This window comes from Lentzea sp. NPDC092896 (genome assembly GCF_044754905.1).
Classification (GTDB): Bacteria; Actinomycetota; Actinomycetes; order Mycobacteriales; family Pseudonocardiaceae; genus Lentzea.
This window is the reverse complement of record NZ_JBIVPX010000008.1, coordinates 388,841-406,828: the sequence shown is the minus strand read 5'-3', so window position 1 is coordinate 406,828 and position 17,988 is coordinate 388,841. Positions and strand designations below refer to the sequence as shown.

General features: G+C 67.6%; 21 protein-coding genes, 2 tRNA genes and 1 other RNA gene. 16 read left to right on the top strand and 8 right to left on the bottom strand.

From position 1 onward, the window contains the following. Positions 1-37: 37 nt before the first annotated feature. Both ACIQF0_RS34700 and ACIQF0_RS34695 read left to right on the top strand, forming a co-directional pair. Positions 38-111, top strand: a tRNA-Met gene (locus ACIQF0_RS34700). 244 nt (positions 112-355) lie between these two features. After that, a tRNA-Met gene (locus ACIQF0_RS34695) sits at positions 356-429 on the top strand. Positions 430-547: 118 nt separating this feature from the next. Here the strand turns inward: ACIQF0_RS34695 and ACIQF0_RS34690 are convergent. Beyond that, positions 548-757 (bottom strand): hypothetical protein, encoded by a 210-nt coding sequence (locus ACIQF0_RS34690; RefSeq protein ID WP_089922009.1) that lies wholly within the window; start codon positions 755-757, stop codon positions 548-550. Between the two features lie 386 nt (positions 758-1,143). Here ACIQF0_RS34690 and ACIQF0_RS34685 point away from each other — a divergent pair, with 386 nt between their 5' ends. The 7 genes from ACIQF0_RS34685 (at position 1,144) to ACIQF0_RS34655 (ending at position 6,231) form a co-directional block, all read left to right on the top strand. Next, entirely contained in the window at positions 1,144-1,644 is a 501-nt protein-coding gene (locus ACIQF0_RS34685; protein WP_030470382.1) for a PadR family transcriptional regulator, read from the top strand. A gap of 61 nt (positions 1,645-1,705) precedes the next feature. Continuing rightward, positions 1,706-2,809 (top strand): peptide chain release factor 2, encoded by a 1,104-nt coding sequence (gene prfB, locus ACIQF0_RS34680; RefSeq protein WP_401036721.1) that lies wholly within the window; start codon positions 1,706-1,708, stop codon positions 2,807-2,809. Beyond that, positions 2,782-3,195 carry a hypothetical protein gene (locus tag ACIQF0_RS34675; RefSeq protein ID WP_401036719.1) on the top strand — a complete coding sequence of 138 codons (414 nt, stop codon included), beginning with the start codon at positions 2,782-2,784 and terminating at the stop codon, positions 3,193-3,195. Before prfB ends, ACIQF0_RS34675 begins: the two co-directional genes overlap by 28 nt. A 69-nt stretch (positions 3,196-3,264) precedes the next feature. Continuing rightward, complete coding sequence (gene ftsE, locus ACIQF0_RS34670) at positions 3,265-3,954, top strand: cell division ATP-binding protein FtsE (RefSeq protein ID WP_086666930.1); 690 nt, start codon at positions 3,265-3,267, stop codon at positions 3,952-3,954. A gap of 40 nt (positions 3,955-3,994) precedes the next feature. Then, positions 3,995-4,897, top strand: a complete 903-nt coding sequence (gene ftsX, locus ACIQF0_RS34665; protein WP_360039663.1) for a permease-like cell division protein FtsX — start codon at positions 3,995-3,997, stop codon at positions 4,895-4,897. A 30-nt stretch (positions 4,898-4,927) separates the two neighbouring features. Beyond that, positions 4,928-5,404, top strand: coding sequence for an SsrA-binding protein SmpB (gene smpB / locus ACIQF0_RS34660; RefSeq protein WP_093598230.1), 477 nt, complete (start codon positions 4,928-4,930; stop codon positions 5,402-5,404). Continuing rightward, positions 5,404-6,231: an amidohydrolase family protein gene (locus tag ACIQF0_RS34655; protein ID WP_401036714.1), complete on the top strand. Its 828-nt coding sequence runs from the start codon at positions 5,404-5,406 to the stop codon at positions 6,229-6,231. The genes smpB and ACIQF0_RS34655 overlap by 1 nt, the downstream gene beginning before the upstream one ends. Here the strand turns inward: ACIQF0_RS34655 and ACIQF0_RS34650 are convergent. Further along, on the bottom strand, positions 6,216-6,857 hold the full coding sequence (locus tag ACIQF0_RS34650; RefSeq protein WP_360039668.1) for a response regulator transcription factor: 642 nt from the start codon (positions 6,855-6,857) through the stop codon (positions 6,216-6,218). The genes ACIQF0_RS34655 and ACIQF0_RS34650 overlap by 16 nt on opposite strands. Then, positions 6,845-8,083 (bottom strand): sensor histidine kinase, encoded by a 1,239-nt coding sequence (locus ACIQF0_RS34645; protein WP_401036711.1) that lies wholly within the window; start codon positions 8,081-8,083, stop codon positions 6,845-6,847. Before ACIQF0_RS34645 ends, ACIQF0_RS34650 begins: the two co-directional genes overlap by 13 nt. Positions 8,084-8,205: 122 nt before the next feature. Between ACIQF0_RS34645 and ssrA the strand changes: the two genes are divergently transcribed. Beyond that, positions 8,206-8,583, top strand: a transfer-messenger RNA (tmRNA) gene (gene ssrA / locus ACIQF0_RS34640). 172 nt (positions 8,584-8,755) lie between these two features. Here ssrA and ACIQF0_RS34635 read toward each other — a convergent pair. Next, entirely contained in the window at positions 8,756-9,205 is a 450-nt protein-coding gene (locus tag ACIQF0_RS34635; RefSeq protein WP_360039673.1) for a hypothetical protein, read from the bottom strand. A 54-nt stretch (positions 9,206-9,259) separates the two neighbouring features. Further along, complete coding sequence (locus ACIQF0_RS34630) at positions 9,260-9,391, bottom strand: hypothetical protein (protein WP_401036708.1); 132 nt, start codon at positions 9,389-9,391, stop codon at positions 9,260-9,262. Between the two features lie 96 nt (positions 9,392-9,487). Between ACIQF0_RS34630 and ACIQF0_RS34625 the strand changes: the two genes are divergently transcribed. Together ACIQF0_RS34625 and ACIQF0_RS34620 are read left to right on the top strand one after the other, a co-directional pair. Continuing rightward, positions 9,488-10,450 (top strand): GlxA family transcriptional regulator, encoded by a 963-nt coding sequence (locus ACIQF0_RS34625; RefSeq protein WP_401036706.1) that lies wholly within the window; start codon positions 9,488-9,490, stop codon positions 10,448-10,450. A gap of 42 nt (positions 10,451-10,492) precedes the next feature. Then, the gene (locus ACIQF0_RS34620; protein WP_401036703.1) at positions 10,493-11,131 is read left to right on the top strand and encodes an HD domain-containing protein; all 639 of its coding nucleotides are present in this window, start codon (positions 10,493-10,495) and stop codon (positions 11,129-11,131) included. Here the strand turns inward: ACIQF0_RS34620 and ACIQF0_RS34615 are convergent. Then, the gene (locus tag ACIQF0_RS34615) at positions 11,106-12,032 is read right to left on the bottom strand and encodes a saccharopine dehydrogenase NADP-binding domain-containing protein (RefSeq protein WP_401036700.1); all 927 of its coding nucleotides are present in this window, start codon (positions 12,030-12,032) and stop codon (positions 11,106-11,108) included. The two genes, ACIQF0_RS34620 and ACIQF0_RS34615, sit on opposite strands and share 26 nt — an antisense overlap. A gap of 72 nt (positions 12,033-12,104) precedes the next feature. On the opposite strand from ACIQF0_RS34615, the gene ACIQF0_RS34610 reads away from it, so the two are divergent. From ACIQF0_RS34610 to menC, 4 genes are read left to right on the top strand one after another with little or no spacing between them, the layout of a single operon-like run. Beyond that, entirely contained in the window at positions 12,105-13,031 is a 927-nt protein-coding gene (locus ACIQF0_RS34610; protein WP_401036698.1) for a GlxA family transcriptional regulator, read from the top strand. Positions 13,032-13,059: 28 nt separating this feature from the next. After that, positions 13,060-14,472, top strand: a complete 1,413-nt coding sequence (locus ACIQF0_RS34605; RefSeq protein ID WP_360039687.1) for an amino acid permease — start codon at positions 13,060-13,062, stop codon at positions 14,470-14,472. Continuing rightward, positions 14,450-15,169, top strand: a complete 720-nt coding sequence (locus ACIQF0_RS34600; RefSeq protein ID WP_401036695.1) for a hypothetical protein — start codon at positions 14,450-14,452, stop codon at positions 15,167-15,169. The genes ACIQF0_RS34605 and ACIQF0_RS34600 overlap by 23 nt, the downstream gene beginning before the upstream one ends. Further along, complete coding sequence (menC, locus tag ACIQF0_RS34595) at positions 15,166-16,269, top strand: o-succinylbenzoate synthase (RefSeq protein WP_401036692.1); 1,104 nt, start codon at positions 15,166-15,168, stop codon at positions 16,267-16,269. Before ACIQF0_RS34600 ends, menC begins: the two co-directional genes overlap by 4 nt. Here menC and ACIQF0_RS34590 read toward each other — a convergent pair. Both ACIQF0_RS34590 and ACIQF0_RS34585 read right to left on the bottom strand, forming a co-directional pair. Then, complete coding sequence (locus ACIQF0_RS34590; RefSeq protein WP_401036689.1) at positions 16,254-16,856, bottom strand: hypothetical protein; 603 nt, start codon at positions 16,854-16,856, stop codon at positions 16,254-16,256. The genes menC and ACIQF0_RS34590 overlap by 16 nt on opposite strands. Continuing rightward, positions 16,853-17,935, bottom strand: coding sequence for a macrolide family glycosyltransferase (locus tag ACIQF0_RS34585; RefSeq protein ID WP_401036687.1), 1,083 nt, complete (start codon positions 17,933-17,935; stop codon positions 16,853-16,855). The genes ACIQF0_RS34590 and ACIQF0_RS34585 overlap by 4 nt, the downstream gene beginning before the upstream one ends. Between the last annotated feature and the right edge of the window lie 53 nt (positions 17,936-17,988).

Genomic DNA, 17,988 nt, shown 5'->3' with positions numbered 1-17,988 from the left:
TAGCTGCTCCCTCCGCGTAAGGTTCTATTCATACCGACGCGGGGTGGAGCAGCTCGGTAGCTCGCTGGGCTCATAACCCAGAGGTCGCAGGTTCAAATCCTGTCCCCGCTACAAAGTTGGAAGAGCCCTGTTCGCGGAGATCGCGAACAGGGTTTTTTCGCATTTACATTGGGGGCTTGCCCCCAGACCCCACCCTGGGGGCAAGCCCTCAGACCCCCGTAGGTCGCCCAGTTGACGCGGTGTCGGCGGCGAACAGTGGTTGACCTGCGGAAATGGCGGTTAGTGGGGGGTGGTAAAAACGGGTTCTCAGAGGGTGTATAGTTCTACTTACAACAGCAAGACAAGCAAGAAGCGGCGCGGGGTGGAGCAGCTCGGTAGCTCGCTGGGCTCATAACCCAGAGGTCGCAGGTTCAAATCCTGTCCCCGCTACAAAGGTAAGAAGGCCCGATTCGCGGAGATCGCGAATCGGGCCTTCTTCGTATTGTGCTCGGTGTCCCCGGTCCGGGGGCTCGCCCCCGGACCCTGCAGGTCGTCCAGGTGGGGTCGTTCAGGTCATGTTCTCCGCCCAGTACTGGGCGCACAGCATGCTGGAGCAGATGCGGCCTTCACCGTTGACGGTGCGGTGCTTGCGGATCTGTTTGCCGCACACCATGCACTCGTCCTTGCCGGCCTGCTCCGGGATGCCCCCCGTCACCCACGCCCTCGTGTGCGCCGCCACCTTCTTGTGGTCCAGCCACTTCAAGTTCAGGTTCTTCATGGGTCCCCGACCTCCGTCGTCTCGCACCGCTGCCTGGCAATGATCATTTTCCCGCAACGGCGGGCCTGGGAAAGGGGTCTGCGCCTACATCACCGGGTCGTGCGACGTTGCACCCCGACCGTCCATTCGGGTGGCTTCGGCCGGTGAGCTCGTACCGCCGATCGAGTGAGAGTGGGGGACTTTCGTTTCTGCGAAAGGACTTTTCCATCCGGGATGGACACGGACGGTCAAGCGGCCAAACGCGTGAGGTCTGAAAACTGCCGCTTACTCAGCGAGACTTTTCGTTGCTCCGCATGGCCCATCAGACTAGCCCGGTGATCAGCCACTGTGGACAGAACGGCTGACCATTGTGGACAGCTTCCCCCAGACGTGGGAACGTTGTCGTTGTGTCAGACCTGAATGCGACCGCAGCCGCCCTGCTCGGGCTGCTGCACGACGGACCCAAGACCGGTGGCCAGTTGGTGGCGGAGGCAGGAGACCGCTTCGGCGCGTTCTTCAGCGTGACCCGCTCCCAGGTGTACCGCGAGCTGCCCGCGCTGGCTGACCAAGGCCTGCTGCGCCTCGGCAAGCAGGGACCGCGGTCCAGTCAGCAGTACGTGCTGACGGCCGCGGGCAAGAAGGCCTTCAAGAACTGGCTGCTGTCCGAGCCTGGCCCGGACCACCTGCGCAGCCCGCTCATCCTTCGTCTGGTGCACGCCGGTTCGCTGACCGCGAAGCAGCGTGAATCCCTGATCACGACCGCGCGTTCGACGTACGGTCAGGAACAGGAGAGCGCGAAGAGCGCCGCCAAGACGGCGGAGGACCCCTACGCCAAGGCGGTGGCCGAGTTCGGTCTCGCTCACGCCAAGGCCGTTCTCAAGCTGCTCGACGCGATCCCCACCGCGTAACAAGAGAGCGCCAGTGAGCACCGGTCGCGTACGGCGGCCGGTGCTGGCGTAATCTTTTTGCGTGAACCCGGACGTCGAAGCAGACATCAAGGACCTCTCCGCCACTCTTTCGAGCATCGAGGCGGTGCTGGACCTCGATGCGTTGCGCGCCGCTGTCGCGGACCTGGAGGCGCAGGCGACCCGCCCCGACCTCTGGGACGACCAGGAGAAGGCGCAGAAGGTCACCAGCGCGCTCTCGCACAAGCAGGGTGAGCTGCGGCGCGTGACCGGCCTGCGTTCGCGTCTCGACGACCTGCCGCTGCTCTACGAACTCGCCGAAGAGGCAGAGGACGCGGAGGCGGCGGCCGACGCGGACAACGACCGGGCCAAGCTCCGCGACGAGATCGCGAGCCTGGAAGTGCGCACGCTGCTGTCCGGCGAGTACGACGAGCGCAACGCGCTGATCACCATCCGCGCCGAGGCCGGTGGCGTCGACGCCGCGGACTTCGCCGAGATGCTGTTGCGCATGTACTCCCGCTGGGCTGAGCGGCACAACTACGGCGTCGACGTGTTCGACACGTCCTACGCCGAAGAAGCGGGCATCAAGTCCGCCACCTTCCGCATCAGCGCCCCGTACGCCTACGGCACGCTGAGCGTCGAGCAGGGCACGCACCGTCTCGTGCGCATTTCGCCGTTCGACAACCAGGGCCGCCGCCAGACGTCGTTCGCCGGCGTCGAGGTCGTGCCCGTCGTCGAGCAGACCGACCACGTCGAGATCGACGAGAAGGACCTGCGCGTCGACGTCTACCGCTCGTCCGGCCCCGGTGGCCAGGGCGTCAACACGACGGACTCGGCGGTGCGCCTCACGCACATCCCGACCGGCATCGTGGTGTCCTGCCAGAACGAGCGCTCGCAGCTGCAGAACAAGGCCACGGCCATGAACGTCCTGCAGGCCAAGCTCCTCGAACGCCGCAGGCAGGAGGAGCAGGCCAAGATGGACGCGCTGAAGGACTCCGGCTCCAGCTGGGGCAACCAGATGCGCTCCTACGTGCTGCACCCGTACCAGATGGTCAAGGACCTGCGGAACAACCACGAGGTCGGCAACCCGTCCGCCGTGCTCGACGGTGAGATCGACGACTTCCTCGAGGCCGGCATCCGGTGGCGCAAGCAGTCCCAGCAGGCGTAAGCGAGTTCAAGAGCCTGGTCCACGAAGCCGCCCGCCGAACCGGTGGGCGGCTGTCGGCGTTCACGCCCGCCGAAGACGTGACTCCGAACTTCCACCAGGCCCTCATCACCTACCGCGACCGCACCGTCGCGATGCTCTGTTCGCGTGACGACGGCTCGGTCGTGCTGACCGAGCCGTTCGACGTGCGCGCGGACTGGTCTCTGGCCTTCGTCGACGAGCCGGAACTCGCCGCCGTGGTCAGGCGGTTCGCGGGCTTCACCGTGTTGTCCAAGGACGACGCGGAGCGACCGTTCAGTCACCCGGATCACCCGCACGTGTCGGTACGCGATCTGGCCTACTGGAAGCCTGAAAACACCGGTCAGGCCCTGTTCCACTGGTGGGACTGACCGGCCGTTCCGGTGCGGAAGTTAACCGGAACGGGGGCTTTACCCCGGCCATGAGTAGACTCGCGCCTCGTGATTCGTCTCGAACACGTTTCCAAGGTCTACAAGACCTCCACGCGTCCTGCGCTCGACGACGTGTCCGTCGAGATGGAGAAGGGCGAGTTCGTCTTCCTGATCGGGCCTTCCGGGTCCGGCAAGTCGACGTTCCTGCGTCTGCTGCTGCGCGAAGAGGTGCCGACCAGGGGACGCGTCTACGTCTCCAACTTCGACGTCGCCAAGATGTCGCGGCGCAGGGTCCCCCGCCTGCGTCAGTCCATCGGCTGCGTGTTCCAGGACTTCCGCCTTCTGCCCACGAAGACGGTCGCCGAGAACGTCGCGTTCGCGCTCGAGGTCATCGGCAAGCCCCGCAACACCATCGTCAAGGTGGTGCCGGAGGTGCTGCAGCTGGTGGGCCTCGACGGCAAGGAGGACAGGTTCCCGACCGAGCTGTCCGGTGGTGAGCAGCAGCGCGTCGCGATCGCCCGTGCGTTCGTGAACCGCCCGCTGGTGCTGATCGCCGACGAGCCGACCGGAAACCTGGACCCCGACACGAGCCAGGACATCATGTTGCTGCTGGAGCGGATCAACCGCACCGGCACGACCGTCATCATGGCGACCCACGACCACGGCATCGTCGACTCGATGCGCCGCCGAGTGGTGGAGCTCGCGTACGGCAAGGTCGTCCGTGATGACGCGCGCGGCGTTTACGGCGTTGGCCGTTAAGCGTCCCTAAGCCCCCGAACCCCAAGGAACCCCGCCCCCGATGCGTACCAGCTTCGTGTTCAGCGAGGTCATCACCGGACTTCGCCGGAACGTCACGATGACGATCGCGATGATCCTCACGACCGCCATCTCGCTCGGGCTGCTCGGCGGTGGTCTGCTCGTCGTCCGCATGGTCGACAAGATGCAGGCCAACTACGCGGGCAAGCTCGAGGTCTCCGTGCTGCTGACCAACGACGTCAGCGCCAACGACAAGGACTGCACCCAGCAGCCGTGCGCGGGCCTGCGTTCCGCCCTGGACCAGACCTCGGGTGTCGAGTCCGTCGTGTACCAGAACCGCGACGAGGGCTTCGAGCGCTTCAAGAAGATCTTCGAGGCGCAGCCGGAGCTGCTCAAGCTCGCGCGGCCGGAAGCCATCCCGGCGACGTTCCGCGTGAAGCTCGAGGACCCGGAGCGCACCGACGTCATCAAGCAGGCCTTCGAGGGCAAGCCCGGTGTGAAGGGCGTCGACGACCAGGGCAAGTTCCTGGAGCGGTTCTTCGAGGGCCTCAACGGCATGCGCGACGTCGCCCTGATCCTCGCGCTCATCCAGGCGTTCGCCGCGCTGCTGCTGATCTCGAACACCATCCAGGTGTCGGCGTTCACCCGCCGCGTCGAGGTCGGCATCATGCGACTGGTGGGCGCGACGCGGTGGTACACGCAGTTGCCGTTCCTCATCGAGGCGGTCGTCGCGGGCATCATCGGCTCGGTCACCGCGGTCGGCGGTCTGGTGCTGTTCAAGGCGTTCTTCCTCGACCGGATCACCAGGAACCTCACCGAGTCGGGCATCATCCCGCCGATCGGGTACCTGGACATCCTGATCGTGTCGCCCTGGCTGTTCCTCGTCGCGGTCGTCATCTCGGCGACCACCGGCTACGTGACACTCCGCCTCTACGTGCGGCTTTAAGAATTTTGCCGAGCACCTAAACTGGTCGTCATGGTCAAGGAACGCGGGCAGAAGGTCATCGCGTCGAACCGCAAGGCTCGGCACGACTGGTCCATTCTGGACACCTACGAGGCGGGCATTCAGCTCGTCGGCACCGAGGTGAAGAGCCTGCGCATGGGACGGGCGTCCCTGGTGGACGCCTTCGCCCAGGTCGACGACGGCGAGATCTGGCTGCACGCGCTGCACATCCCGGAGTACGTCGCGGGCACCTGGACGAACCACGAGGTCCGGCGCAAGCGCAAGCTCCTGCTGCACAAAAGCGAGATCGAGCGGCTGATCGGCAAGACCAAGGAGTCCGGTCTGTCGCTCGTGCCGCTGCAGATGTACTTCAAGGACGGCTACGTCAAGGTCGAGATCGCGCTGGCGAAGGGCAAGAAGTCCTACGACAAGCGCCAGGACCTGGCGAAGCGCGACGCGAACCGCGAGATCGCGAAGGCGCACGGACGGGCGTTGAAGGGCCGGTACTGATGGCGTTGGTGGACGTCCACGTCCACTTCATGCCGCAGAACGTCCTGGACAAGGTCTGGGCGTACTTCGACCGCGTCCGCGAATCCGGTGTCGACTGGAGCATCTGGTACCGCACTGACGAGAACGCCCGGCTCACCGCACTGCGGGAGCTGGGCGTCGTCGCGTTCGCACCCCTGCTCTACCCGCACAAGCCGGGGATGGCGCAGTGGCTGAACGAGTGGGTCGCCGACTTCGCGGCGCGGGTTCCCGAGGCGGTGCCGACGGGCACGTTCTACGCGGAACCGGGCGCGGAGGCGTACGTGCGCAAGGCCCTGGAGGCTGGCGCACGGTGCTTCAAGTCGCACGTCCAGGTCGGCGGCTACGACCCTCGTGACGCGCTGCTGGACGGCGTCTGGGGCCAGCTCGCGGAGGCCGGCGTGCCGGTCGTGGTGCACTGCGGCGACGGGCCGATGCCGGGCGAGTTCACCGGGCTCGGCGTGTTCGAGGAGGTGCTGAAGAAGCACCCGCGGCTGACGGCGGTCGTCGCGCACGCGGGGATGCCGGACTACTCAGGCGCGTTGGACCTGGTCGAGCGCTATCCGAACGTGCACGTCGACACCACGATGGTGGGCGTTCCGTTCACCGAGCAGATGACGCCGTTGCCGGCCGACTGGCGTTCCCGGATCGCGGGGCTGGTGGACCGGGTGGTGCTGGGCACCGACTTCCCGAACATCCCGTACCCCTACGAGGTGCAGATCGACGCCATCAGGTCGTGGGGCCTGGACGCCGCCGCCGAGCAGGCGATCCTGCACGACAACGGCGTCCGACTGCTTCAGCTGTCGAGATAGGCGAGCACGGCGCGCACGCGGCGGTGCTCGGAGTTCGACGGCTCCAGGCCGAGCTTCGCGAAGATGTTGCCGACGTGCTTCTCGACGGCGCCGTCGGACACCACGAGCGTGTTGGCGATGGCCGTGTTGGACAGTCCCTGAGCCATCAGCCCGAGCACCTCGCGTTCGCGGGGCGTCAACGAGTCGACGGGGCTCTTCTTGCTGCGCACCATGAGCTGCGTGATCACCTCGTGGTCGATGCTCGTGCCGCCGTCGGCGACCCTCCGCACCGCGTCGACGAACTCCTTCACGTCCGCCACCCGTTCCTTGAGCAGATATCCGACACCGCTGGCACCGCCCGCGAGGAGTTCCACGGCGTAACGCTCCTCGACGTACTGCGACAGCACCAGCACCGGCAGCCCCGGATAGCGGCGGCGGCACTCGATGGCGGCCCGCAGCCCCTCGTCGGTGAACGTCGGCGGCATCCGCACGTCCACCACGCACAGATCCGGCCTGTGCTCGGTCACGGCGTCGAGCAGCATGTCGCCGTTCTCCACCGCCGCGACGGTCTCGATGCCCTCATCGGCGAGCAGGCGTTGCACGCCCTCCCTCAGCAGCACCGAGTCCTCGGCGATCACCACGCGCACGGCAACTCCGCTCGAATAACGGTCGGCCCACCAACGGGGCTGACGACGACAACCACACCGTCGATCGTGGCGGCACGGTCCGCGAGCCCGGCGAGTCCGCCGCCCGGCTTCAGCTCCGCGCCACCCTGACCGTTGTCGGTGACCTCGACCAGCACCCCGGTGTCCACCCTGTTGACCCGCACGGTCGCCCTGGTGCCGTTGGAGTGCTTGGTGATGTTCGTGAGCGCCTCGCCGACGGTGAAGTACGCGGCGCTCTCCACCGACGTCGGCGGCCGCGGCTCCACGTCGACCTGCAGCTCGACCTCGATCGGCACACGGGCGGCGAGCGCGGACAAGGCGGCGTCGAGCCCCCGGTCACCCAGGACCGACGGGTAGATGCCCCGCGCCAGGTCCCGCAGTTCCTTGATCGCGAGCTTCGCGTCCGCGTGCGCCTCCGCGATGAGCTCCGCGGCACCCTCCGGATCGGAGTCCATTTTGGACTTCGCCCGGCCCAGCCCCATCGCCACGGCCACGAGCCGCTGCTGCGCGCCGTCGTGCAGGTCGCGTTCGATGCGCCGGCGCTCCGCCTCGGCCGCCTCCACCCCGCGGGCCCGGCTCGACGACAGCCGCTCCGCCTCGATCGCCAGCGCGTCGGCCCGCGTCGGACCGAGCATGCCCCGCGCGAACTTGCCGTGCACCGTGCCGAGCGCCCTGGTGCCGAGAACGGCGAACGGGATCAACGCCAGCCCGATCAGCGAGACCGGCAACGCCGACACGAACGAGTCGATCGTCCAGAACTCGCCGACGATCACCGCGAACGGCGCCTCGCCGATCCAGAACGGCACCGCTATGAACGCCGCCACCGCGACCCACATCGCGAGCACGGTCGCGAACTCCACGATGCCGACCGGCAGGAGGAGCAACAGGTAGCCGTAGTCGCGCCAGGTCGCCGGATCGGTGAACTGCGCCTTCCAGCGCTGCCACAACGTGCCCGTCGCCGGCTCGCGGTACGGGCTGGGGATGTCAGTGCGCAGCGCCGCCCTGACCCACGACCGCTCCAACGTCGCGCCACCCCGCACGACGTTCATCGCGAGCCACAGCAGCGGGATGCCCACCCAGACGATCGCTGTGGCGAACCCGACCACCGTCAGCACGACCAGGAGGGTGAACCAGAAGATGCCGGTCACCAGGTTGGTCAGCAGGTAGAACCCGGCTGCGAGCGCGTTCGGTTTCCTCATGACGTCCATGGTGTCGTTCCCGCTGGTCAGAGACCATCTGGCTAGCTATCCGGTCGGAGGTGGGGACAGCCCTACCTGCCTCGGGAAGAACTCGTTGGCCCCAGTCGTTATGCTAGGTGCAACCACTACCAGGGGGTGAACGGTTTCGACTGTGGACGTTGATTCAGGGGAAGCGTGTCGGTGCAGGCGAGAGACCACCGTTAAGCGTCATCGCAAACCAATAAGCGCCACGTCTAACGACAAGCGCACCGCGTACGCTCTCGCTGCCTGACAGCGGAGCTAGCGGTTGTCGGCCTAGGAGTGCCTTCGGCCTAGTTCCCGGCATCAGCTAGAGGGCTTACCTGCAGTCTCGGTCGCGGAGACTGTTCGGGAAACTCACAGCGACTGGGCCCGTCACACCTGCTCGTTCGCGTGACAGGTGGGGTCAAGCAGAGACACAGCGGACTGCACACGGAGAAGCCCTGATGAACCGGCACAGGACCCGGGTTCGATTCCCGGCACCTCCACTCGATCGGTGAGTGCTGTTCGTGGACAGCACTCACCGTTTCTCGTTCTCGGGCGTCTTCTGGGGGCCGAGCCCCCAGACCCCCACGCCGGGGGCAAGCCCCCGGACCCCCGGCCGCCTCGTGCTTCGCACCTCGGCGGCCCATCATGGGGCGCTGGTTGGGGTGTTGGGTGTTGTTAGGGGCAGTAGGGCTCGTAGTAGTAGCAGTCGACTGTGCGGACGATTTGGTGGTCGATGTCGCGGACTGTGATTCGGACGAACTCGATTCCGCCCGGAGTGGTCGTGGTCAGGGAGAACGTGCCCATTTGTACGACCGCGGAGCTCTTGTTCCGGCGGTCTCCCTGAGCCCACTTCGGCTTGGTGACCGTCTTGTTGCCCTGGTGGCCCGTCAGTTCCACGTCTGCCCACTCGCCGGCTGAGATGCCCAGCGACGGGGTGGTCACGGTCACCGTTCGGCGGGACGTGGACCAGGCCAGGTTGCCGTTGCCGCTGGCGGCCAGCACGCCCGAGCTGTGGAAGACGTTCACCGCGTAGCCGGTTGGCGCCGCCGAGGCCACGCCTGCCGTGGTCGTCGCCAGAGCTGCCATGGCCAGCAGGGTCACGCCTAGCCGGGTGAAGATCCGCATGTGAGTCGCTCCGTGTTTTCGTTGTCCGAGGGCGGGTGCGTCGCTGGCGTGGGTTTACTGGTTGCCGTCTACGTAGTAGGTGTTGGTCACCGTGAAATCGGTGGTGGCTGAGGCCACGCTCGCCGTCGTCGTTGCCAGTGCCGCGATGGCCAGCAGGGTGATGCCCAGCCGGGTGAAGATCCGCATCCGAGGTTCCCTCCGTGCTTTCGTGTACGTGGGGACGGTACGTGGCTGGGCTTGCAGGAGTTCTGGAATCCGCAGGTCAGGGCGTTGGGAGGGGTGGTGGGGCGGAAGGTTGTCTTCGTCGTTTTCGACGGCATGAAGATGCTGGACGTCACCGGGCCCGCCGAGGTGTTCGCCGAGGCCAATCTGGCCGGTGCCGACTACTCGATTCGCTACGTGTCGCCGTCCGGGGAGGCGGTCACGACGTCTGTCGGGATTCGGCTGCCGGTGGACGGGGTGGCGGGTGACGTTGCCGAGGCTGACACCGTCATCGTGTCCGGGGGCGAGGCTTTGGGGCGGCTTCCCGTGCCCGTTGAGTTGGTTGCCGCGATTCGTGAGTTGGCGCCTCGGGTTCGGCGGCTTGTTTCGATCTGCACGGGGTCGTTCGCGCTGGCTGCGGCTGGGGTGCTGAGCGGGCGGCGGGCCACCACGCACTGGAAGCAGGCTGGGCGGCTGGCTCGCGGGTATCCGGACGTCGAGGTGCTGGCCGACGCGATCTTCGTGGAGGACGGCGGGGTCTTCACGTCTGCCGGGGTGTCTGCGGGGATGGATCTGGCGTTGGCGTTGGTCGAGCGGGACTACGGGGCTGATCTGGCTCGGACTGTCGCTCGTAGCTTGGTGATGTTCATGCAGCGACCTGGCGGGCAGTCGCAGTTCTCGGCGCCGTTGGAGGTTCGGCGGCCCAGCACGCCGGTGTTGCGGGAGGTGGTGGACCTCGTGTCGGCTCAGCCTGCGTTGGACCACAGCGCCGGGAATCTGGCGGCACGGGTCGGTGTGAGTGCCCGGCACCTGGCGCGGATGTTCGTCAGTGAGTTGGACACCACGCCCGCGCGGTTTGTGGAGCAGGTTCGGCTGGATCACGCGAAGGCGCTGTTGGACGCTGGTCTTGGGGTGGCGCAGGCCGCTCGGCAGGCCGGGTTCGGGAGTTCCGAGACGATGCGGCGGGTGTTCGTGGCCCGGCTCGGGGTGTCGCCCAGCGAGTACCGGGCGCGCATGTCCACATCTGTGGGGTGGCGGTCCTGATTGACAGTGGGCGGCTGAAGGTGCCGAGCTGACCATTGGGGCATGTCAGAAGTTGTTGCTGGGGTTGTTGTTCCCGATACGGATCTGGTTCGGGCGGCCACGTCGTTGGTGCGCGAGGCCGCGGACGACACACTGTTCCACCACTCGCGGCGGGTGTTCCTGTGGGGAGCGCTGAAGGCTGCCGCGCGCGGGTTGGACGTCGATTTGGAGCTGGCCTACGTGGGTGGGCTGTTCCACGATCTTGGGCTGACGACTGCTCACGCGACTGAGGATCGGCGCTTTGAGATCGACGGTGCTGAGGTCGCGCGGACGTTCCTGTTGGAGCACGGGCGGTCTGAGGCGGACGCGCGCAACGTGTGGCTGGCGATTGCGCTGCACACGACTCCCGAGGTGCCGGAACACCTGTCGCCCGAAGTCTTCGCGGTCGCGCTGGGGGTGAAGACCGACGTGCTCGGGCTTGGGCTGGACGAGTTGAGCGCCGAGCAGCGGGCGGAGGTGGTGGCCGCGCATCCTCGGCCCGACTTCAAGAATCGGATTCTGCGGGCGTTCTACGACGGGATGGCCCATCGGCCCGACACGACGTACGGGACGATGAACGACGACGTGCTCGCGCACTTCGATCCCTCGTTCCGGCGCACGGACTTCGTGGACGTCATCAAGAACAGTCCCTGGTCTGAATGACGTCGGACAGTGCGTTCAGGAAGTCCGGGGCATTGAACATCGCGCCTGCTGAGGCGACGCCGGTGACGTTGAAGCGGTTGGTCAGCAGGCGTTCTGCTGCTTCTACGGCCAGAGGGGCGCTCACGGCGTAGATGTCCTTGCCGGAAGCGGTCAGGCGGCGTTCCTCACCGGCCCTGCGGACGCGGACGTCCACCTCGAAGGTCTCCGGGGTCTGTCGGGCTTCTGCTGCTTGGAGGCCGGTGGCCGCTTCCGTTGACATGTAGCTGGTCACCGACTGGATTTTCAGGTGGCTGGGGACCGTGACGATGTCGGCCATCGAGAACTCGGCGATGACCTCGCGCTCGCCGTCGGGGAACTCCCACTTCAGAGGTGGGCGCGGGGCATCCTGGTGGTACTGGAGTTCGCCGTCGCGGAACCGGACTCGGTGGCCTTCACGTCGGTCTCTGGAGACCTGACCTGCGGTGATGGTGCCTGCGGTGGGCTGCCAGCCGCTCAGGCCGTAGGCGATGTGCGCCTCGTCCGCCGTGGTCCAGCCGGCCATCGCGGTGGTGATCAGGAGGTCGGCCAGGCCGCCGAAGAAGGCCATCGCGGGGACCGCCGGGATCGAGGCGCCGCGGGCGAACGTGTCGGCGTTCGCCTCGATCTCCGCCGCCACGTCGACGTACGGGATGCCGGCGCGTTCGGCGGCGGCGAGCAGTGGGAGGGCGGTCGTCGCGAACGGGCCCGCCGTGTTGATCACGGCGTCGGCACCGGACAGGGCGCGGTCGAGAGCATCGGGGTTGTCGGCCGTGGCCTGGGCGCGGCCGAACGGGAGCGGGGTGTGGCCGCGCTTTTCCAGTTCTGCCAGGACGAATCGTCCCGTGTGGCCCGACGCGCCGTAGACCGCGATCTTGTGTCCCATGTGGACCATTCAAGTCCTGGGGGGTGGGTGGGGGCTAGTGTCTGGAACGACACGATGCGTACAGTTTCGGACATGCTGGCGTTTGCTGCGACGAGCGGGATGCTGCACTTCGAGCTGACCGCCACGTACGAGATCTTCACCGCCCCGCAGCTCGGCTACGAGGTGCGGATCTGTGCGGACGGGCCGGTTCGTCTCGGCAAGTTCACGGTGGAGCCCGACCTGCCGCTCGATGGGGTGCGGAGTGCGGACACGGTGGTCGTGCCCGCCATTGAGGACGTGGACGAGCCGCTCGCCCCCGCGCTCGTTGAGGCTGTCAAAGCCGCTCACGACAAAGGGGCGCGGATCGTCTCGTTGTGCACGGGGGCGTTCGTGCTGGCGGAGGCCGGGGTGCTCGACGGGCTTCGGGCCACGACGCACTGGGGACACACCGACGAACTGGCCAGGCGGTATCCGCGGGTCGAGGTCGATCCGGACGTGCTGTACGTCGACAACGGGCAGGTGCTGACGAGCGCGGGCAAGGCGGCGGCGATCGACCTGAGCCTGCATGTGATTCGCAACGACCACGGCGCCGCGACGGCCAACACGGCGGCGCGCCGGCTGGTCGTGCCGCCGCATCGGGACGGTGGGCAGGCGCAGTTCGTGCTCGCGCCGGTGCCGTCGGGGGAAGGGCATCCGCTCACCGAGTTGTTCGACTGGGTGTCGGCGCGGTTCGACCAGATGATCACTGTGGAGGACATGGCGCGGCAGGCCAGCATGAGTTCGCGGCACCTCGCTCGGCTCTTCCGGGCCGTGACGGGCACCACGCCGTTGCAGTGGCTGCACACCCAGCGGATCCGGCGCGCGCAGGAGTTGCTGGAGATGACGGACGACAGCGTGGACCAGATCGCGGAGGCGTCCGGGATGGGCACCGCCACGACGTTGCGCCGGCACTTCCACCGGACCGTGGGTGTGCCTCCGGACACATATCGCCGTACGTTCCGCCCTGTTGGTGGCCGATAGCCACCTGGCTGGGCGTTACGGTGACCTGATGAGCAACGAACAGCGCATCGGGGCGCGGGTGTTGCGGCGCAAGCCGATCGACCAGCTGACTCATCCTGGCAGCGAGCTCAAGCGCACCATGGGCGTCGGGCACCTCACGATGATCAGCATCGGAGCCACGCTCGGCACCGGCATCTTCGTCGTGCTGGGAGAGGCGGTGCCGCTCGCCGGGCCCGCCATCGTGTTGTCGTTCGTGCTGGCCGGCATCACCGCGTTGTTCTCCGCGCTGTCGTACGCCGAACTCGCGGGCCTGATCCCCGCGTCCGGCTCGTCGTACTCCTACACCTACGCGACGCTCGGCGAGATCGTCGCCTGGGTCTGCGGCTGGTGTCTGGTGCTGGAGTACGGGGTCTCGGTCGCGGCGGTCGCGGTCGGGTGGGGGCAGTACGTCAACGAGTTGCTGCACCTCGTGACGGGACTGCGGATTCCGGACGTGCTGAGCCAGCCGCCGGGTGCGGGCGGGGTCGTCAACATTCCGGCCGTGGCGATCGTGGTCATCGCGATGCTGGTGCTGCTCGGTGGCTCCAAGGGCAGTGCGCGCACGAACACGATCCTGGTGTGGGTGAAGATCGGCGCGCTGCTGATGTTCTGCGCCGTCGCGTTCACCGCGTTGAAGGCCGGCAACCTGCAGCCGCTGTTCCCGTTGGGACTGGCCGGGATGAGCGCCGGCGCGGCCACGTTGTTCTTCTCCTACATCGGGTTCGACGCCGCGTCGACCGCCGGTGAGGAGGCCAAGAACCCGCAGCGCGACCTGCCGCGCGCGATCATCATCTCGCTGGTCGTGATCACCGCGCTGTACTGCGCGGTCGCCCTGGCCGCCGTGGGTGCCATGCCGTGGCAGACGTTCGAGGGCACGGAGGCCGCGCTGAGCCGGGTGCTGACCGACAACGTCGACGGCGCGATCTGGCCGATCCTGCTGTCGATCGGTGCGGTGGTCGCCACTACTTCCGTGGTGCTGACCGTTCTTTATGGACAGACGCGCATCCTGTACGCCATGTCGCGGGACGGGTTGGTGCCGTCGATCTTCGCGAGGCTGAGCCCGAAGACGGGGGTGCCGTTCGTGAACACGGTCGTCGTCGGCCTGTTCATCGGTGTGCTGGCCGCGCTGGTGCCGCTGGGGTCGCTGGCCGACGCGACGAGCATCGGCACGCTGTTCGCGTTCGCGCTGGTCAACATCGCGGTGATCATCCTGCGGCGCACCGAACCGGACCGCAAGCGCACCTTCCGGGTGCCGTTCTCGCCCGTGACGCCGTTGGTGGGCCTGGGGTTCTGCGTCTACATGATGTTCAGCCTCGGGCTGGACACGTGGATCGCGTTCCTCGGCTGGATGGTCCTCGGGTTCGTCATCTACTTCGGGTACAGCGTCAGGAAGGCTCGCCTTGCGGTTCCAGGTGATCAGTGACGTCGCCGGCATCGCCCGCGCCGCCAGGTACTACGCCGAGGTCTGGGACACCACCGAGGACGTGCTGTCCTCGGAGACGCTGCACTGCGTCCGGCACGCGGGCGGCGCGACGATCGGGGCGTTCGACGGCGACGAGCTGATCGGCGCCACGACGGGCCTCTTCTGCCCGGACGGCTCGGTGTACTCGATGATCGCGGCCGCGCGGACCGGCGTCGGGCATCCGTTGAAGCTCGCGCAGAAGGACTGGGCGGTCGGGCTCGGCGCGAAGTCGATGCGCTGGACCTACGACCCGCTGGTGTCGCGCAACGCCCGGTTCAACCTGGTCAAGCTCGGGGCGATCGTCACCGAGTACACAGTGGACTTCTACGGGCCGATGCGCGACGGCGTGAACGACGGCGACGAGACCGATCGGCTGACCGTGCGCTGGGACCTCACCGAGTCCCGCGAGCCGCACGAGTCGGTGCCCGCCGGCGAGGTCGTCGAGACCGCACCTGACGGGGAACCGTTGGCGCGCACGGACGGCGAACGGATCTGGTGCCGGGTGCCGCGCGACGTCGTGCAGGTGCGCAAGGAGTCCGCCGAGTTGGCCCGGCAGTGGCGGGAGGCGGTGCGCGGGGTGTTCGTCGACGCCTTCGAGCGGGGTTACGTCGCCACGTCGATGTCCCGCGAGGGCTGGTACGAGCTGGAGCGCCGATGAAGATCGAACGGATCGAGCTGCTGCACGTCGCGATTCCGCTGGTGTCGCCGTTCCGCACGTCGTTCGGGACGATGACGACCAAGGACACGTTCCTGCTGCGCGTCGTCACGGACGAGGCGGAGGGCTGGTCGGAGTTCGCCGCCGACCCGGAACCGCTGTACTGCTCGGAGTTCGTCGGCGCCGCGGAACTGGTGCTGGAGCACCACCTCGTGCCGCGGGTGACACCCGAGATCACGGCCGCGGAGGTCGCGCCCAGGACCGAGGCGATCAAGGGTCACAAGCTCGCCAAGGCCGCGCTGGAGACCGCGATCCTGGACGCCGAGCTCCGGTCGTTCGGGATGTCCATCGGCACGTTCCTCGGCGCCACGGCCACGAGGGTGCCCGCCGGGGTGTCGGTCGGGATCAAGAACTCGATCCCAGAGCTGATCAGCGACGTCGAGGGCTACCTGGCCGAGGGCTACGCGCGGATCAAGCTCAAGATCGAGCCGGGCTGGGACGTCGAACCGGTGCGGGCCGTGCGCGAACGGTTCGGCGACATCCTGTTGCAGGTCGACGCGAACACCGCCTACGCGCTGGCCGACGCCGAACACCTGCGAAAGCTGGACGAGTTCGGCCTGCTGCTGATGGAACAGCCGCTCGACGAGGACGAAATCCGCGGGCATTCGCTGCTCGCGCAACGGATCCGCACGCCGATCTGCCTGGACGAGTCGATCACCTCCGCCAGGGACGCGGCGACGGCCATCGCGCTCGACGCGTGCCGGGTGATCAACGTCAAGCCCGCGCGGGTCGGCGGCTACCTGGAGGCACGCCGGATCCACGACGTCGCAGTGGCGCACGGGATTCCGGTGTGGTGCGGCGGAATGCTCGAGACCGGCATCGGGCGCGGGCCGAACCTGGCGCTGGCCGCGTTGCCCGGGTTCGTGCTGCCCGGCGATGTGTCCGCGTCCCGCCGGTACTTCGCCGAGGACCTCACCGAACCGTTCGAGCTCCAGGACGGCTTCATGCACGTGCCGGCCGGACCGGGCATCGGCGTCGAACCGATCCCGGAGACGGTGAAGCGCTTCACGACCGCGAAGAAGGTCCTCTACCCCAGGGACTGAAGCTCGCGCGCCAGGTTGGTCCGCGCGGCGGCGTCCCACAACTGCCGCGCGGGCTCGGTCACGAACAGCACCTCGCGGTCGAGCAACGTCTTCACCACGCGGCTGCGACCGGCGCGCCAGGTCGGGTCGTCGTACTGCGAGTACTCCTGGCGCACGGCCTGGCTGTAGCGCTCGTAGTGCTCCGGTTCCGAGCCGAGGATGGCCAGGTCGGCGTCGAGCAGCACGTGCGCCAGCGGGTCGCTGGACGAGTGCGTGATCGTGGCCAGCACCAACGACTCCACCCGCGCGATGTGCTCTTCCTCCACGCCGGCCAGGCGTTCCCGTGCCCAGGCGGCCGACGCGCGTTCGTCCTCACCGGGCTTGCCGTCGTAGATCACGTCGTGCGCGCAGGCCGCCAGCGCGAGGATCGAGCGCTCCTCCACGGTGAACGCGAACGCGTCGGCCAGCGCCGACGAGTCGCGGACGACGGACATCACGTGGAAGGTGTTGTGGTAGGTCCGATGCGGCTCGGCGTAGCGCTCCATCAGATCGCCCACGTCCGGTGCGCCACCGAGCGTGCGGACCGCGTCGTCCCAGATCCGTCTCACCGCGCCAGTTCCTCCTCGACGACGTCCGCGGCAGCCGCGCTGCCGCCCGCCTGGTGAATCATGCGCCGCATGTCCTTCACCCGCGCAGAGATCGCGGAATCCGACGTCAGTTGACTCACCAACGAGCGCACCCCCTCCACGGTCACCGTGTCGAGCAGCACACCGAGCCCGAGTTCCTCGACGCGCTGGCCGTGCAGCCGCTGGTCGGTCATGTGCGGCACGACGATCATCGGGACGCCGTGGTGCAGCGCCTCCATCACGCCGCCCATGCCGCCACGCGTGATGAACACGTCGGCGTGTTCCAGGACGGCCAGTTGCGGCACTTCCTCGTGCGTTTCGACGTTCATCGCGGGACTGAGGACCTTGCCTTTCGTGACCAGGTGCCACGGCATTCCGCGGGCCGCGTCCGCGCAGATCTGCGTACCGGTCGTCGCGAGCACGACCGGCCTGTCGGGCGGCGGTGTCCACGTGCCCTGGAAAGCGCGTTCGGTCAGGCACGGGCCGGTGAAGGCGAAGCGCTCGTCGAACGTGTGGCCCTGCGGCTGGAACTCCCTCGGGAACAACGCGATCCGGCGGCGCGCGCCCGAGACGAACTCCGGCAGCGAGCTGCCGACGAAGCCGTGCACCCTGGTGAAGAACCTGATCGCGGCCGGGTCGAACCGGCGCGGCGGCACCACCACGGTGCCGAGCGACCAGTGCTCGTTGCTGGTCAGGAGGACTTCCAGCAGCACGTTCGGCACGTCCAGGCGGTGCGCGATGACCCCGCCGGACCAGGCCGCGATGTCCCAGGCGATGACGTCCGGCCGGTCGTCGCGGAACCTGTCCTCCAGCTGTGGCAACGCCGACTCGGCCTCGGTGAGCGCGAGCCGCGCGGCGTCGTAGAGCGACTCCGGCAACTCGCCGGGAAGCGTCGACTCGTAGTCGATCGCGGTCGCGCCGCACTCCGCGACGGCGGGGGCGAACCGCGCGGTGACCGGGCAGCTCACCCGATGGCCTCGGCGCACCAGCTCGGCGATCAGCCCGAGCGCGGGCAGGACATGTCCGCGCTCAGGCATGAGGAAGACCGCGATGTGCGCCATAGCCCAGAATAACGTTGTTCGATTCCTAATGGTTCAACGAGATTGTGGTGACT

Coding starts and splice junctions, on each gene's coding strand:
- ACIQF0_RS34690 (WP_089922009.1), bottom strand. CDS start 757: ATGAAGAACCTGAACTTGAAGTGGCTGGACCACAAGAAGGTGGCGGCG.
- ftsX (WP_360039663.1), top strand. CDS start 3,995: ATGCGTACCAGCTTCGTGTTCAGCGAGGTCATCACCGGACTTCGCCGG.
- smpB (WP_093598230.1), top strand. CDS start 4,928: ATGGTCAAGGAACGCGGGCAGAAGGTCATCGCGTCGAACCGCAAGGCT.
- ACIQF0_RS34655 (WP_401036714.1), top strand. CDS start 5,404: ATGGCGTTGGTGGACGTCCACGTCCACTTCATGCCGCAGAACGTCCTG.
- ACIQF0_RS34645 (WP_401036711.1), bottom strand. CDS start 8,083: ATGGACGTCATGAGGAAACCGAACGCGCTCGCAGCCGGGTTCTACCTG.
- ACIQF0_RS34635 (WP_360039673.1), bottom strand. CDS start 9,205: ATGCGGATCTTCACCCGGCTAGGCGTGACCCTGCTGGCCATGGCAGCT.
- ACIQF0_RS34630 (WP_401036708.1), bottom strand. CDS start 9,391: ATGCGGATCTTCACCCGGCTGGGCATCACCCTGCTGGCCATCGCGGCA.
- ACIQF0_RS34620 (WP_401036703.1), top strand. CDS start 10,493: ATGTCAGAAGTTGTTGCTGGGGTTGTTGTTCCCGATACGGATCTGGTT.
- ACIQF0_RS34615 (WP_401036700.1), bottom strand. CDS start 12,032: ATGGGACACAAGATCGCGGTCTACGGCGCGTCGGGCCACACGGGACGA.
- ACIQF0_RS34610 (WP_401036698.1), top strand. CDS start 12,105: ATGCTGGCGTTTGCTGCGACGAGCGGGATGCTGCACTTCGAGCTGACC.
- ACIQF0_RS34605 (WP_360039687.1), top strand. CDS start 13,060: ATGAGCAACGAACAGCGCATCGGGGCGCGGGTGTTGCGGCGCAAGCCG.
- menC (WP_401036692.1), top strand. CDS start 15,166: ATGAAGATCGAACGGATCGAGCTGCTGCACGTCGCGATTCCGCTGGTG.
- ACIQF0_RS34585 (WP_401036687.1), bottom strand. CDS start 17,935: ATGGCGCACATCGCGGTCTTCCTCATGCCTGAGCGCGGACATGTCCTG.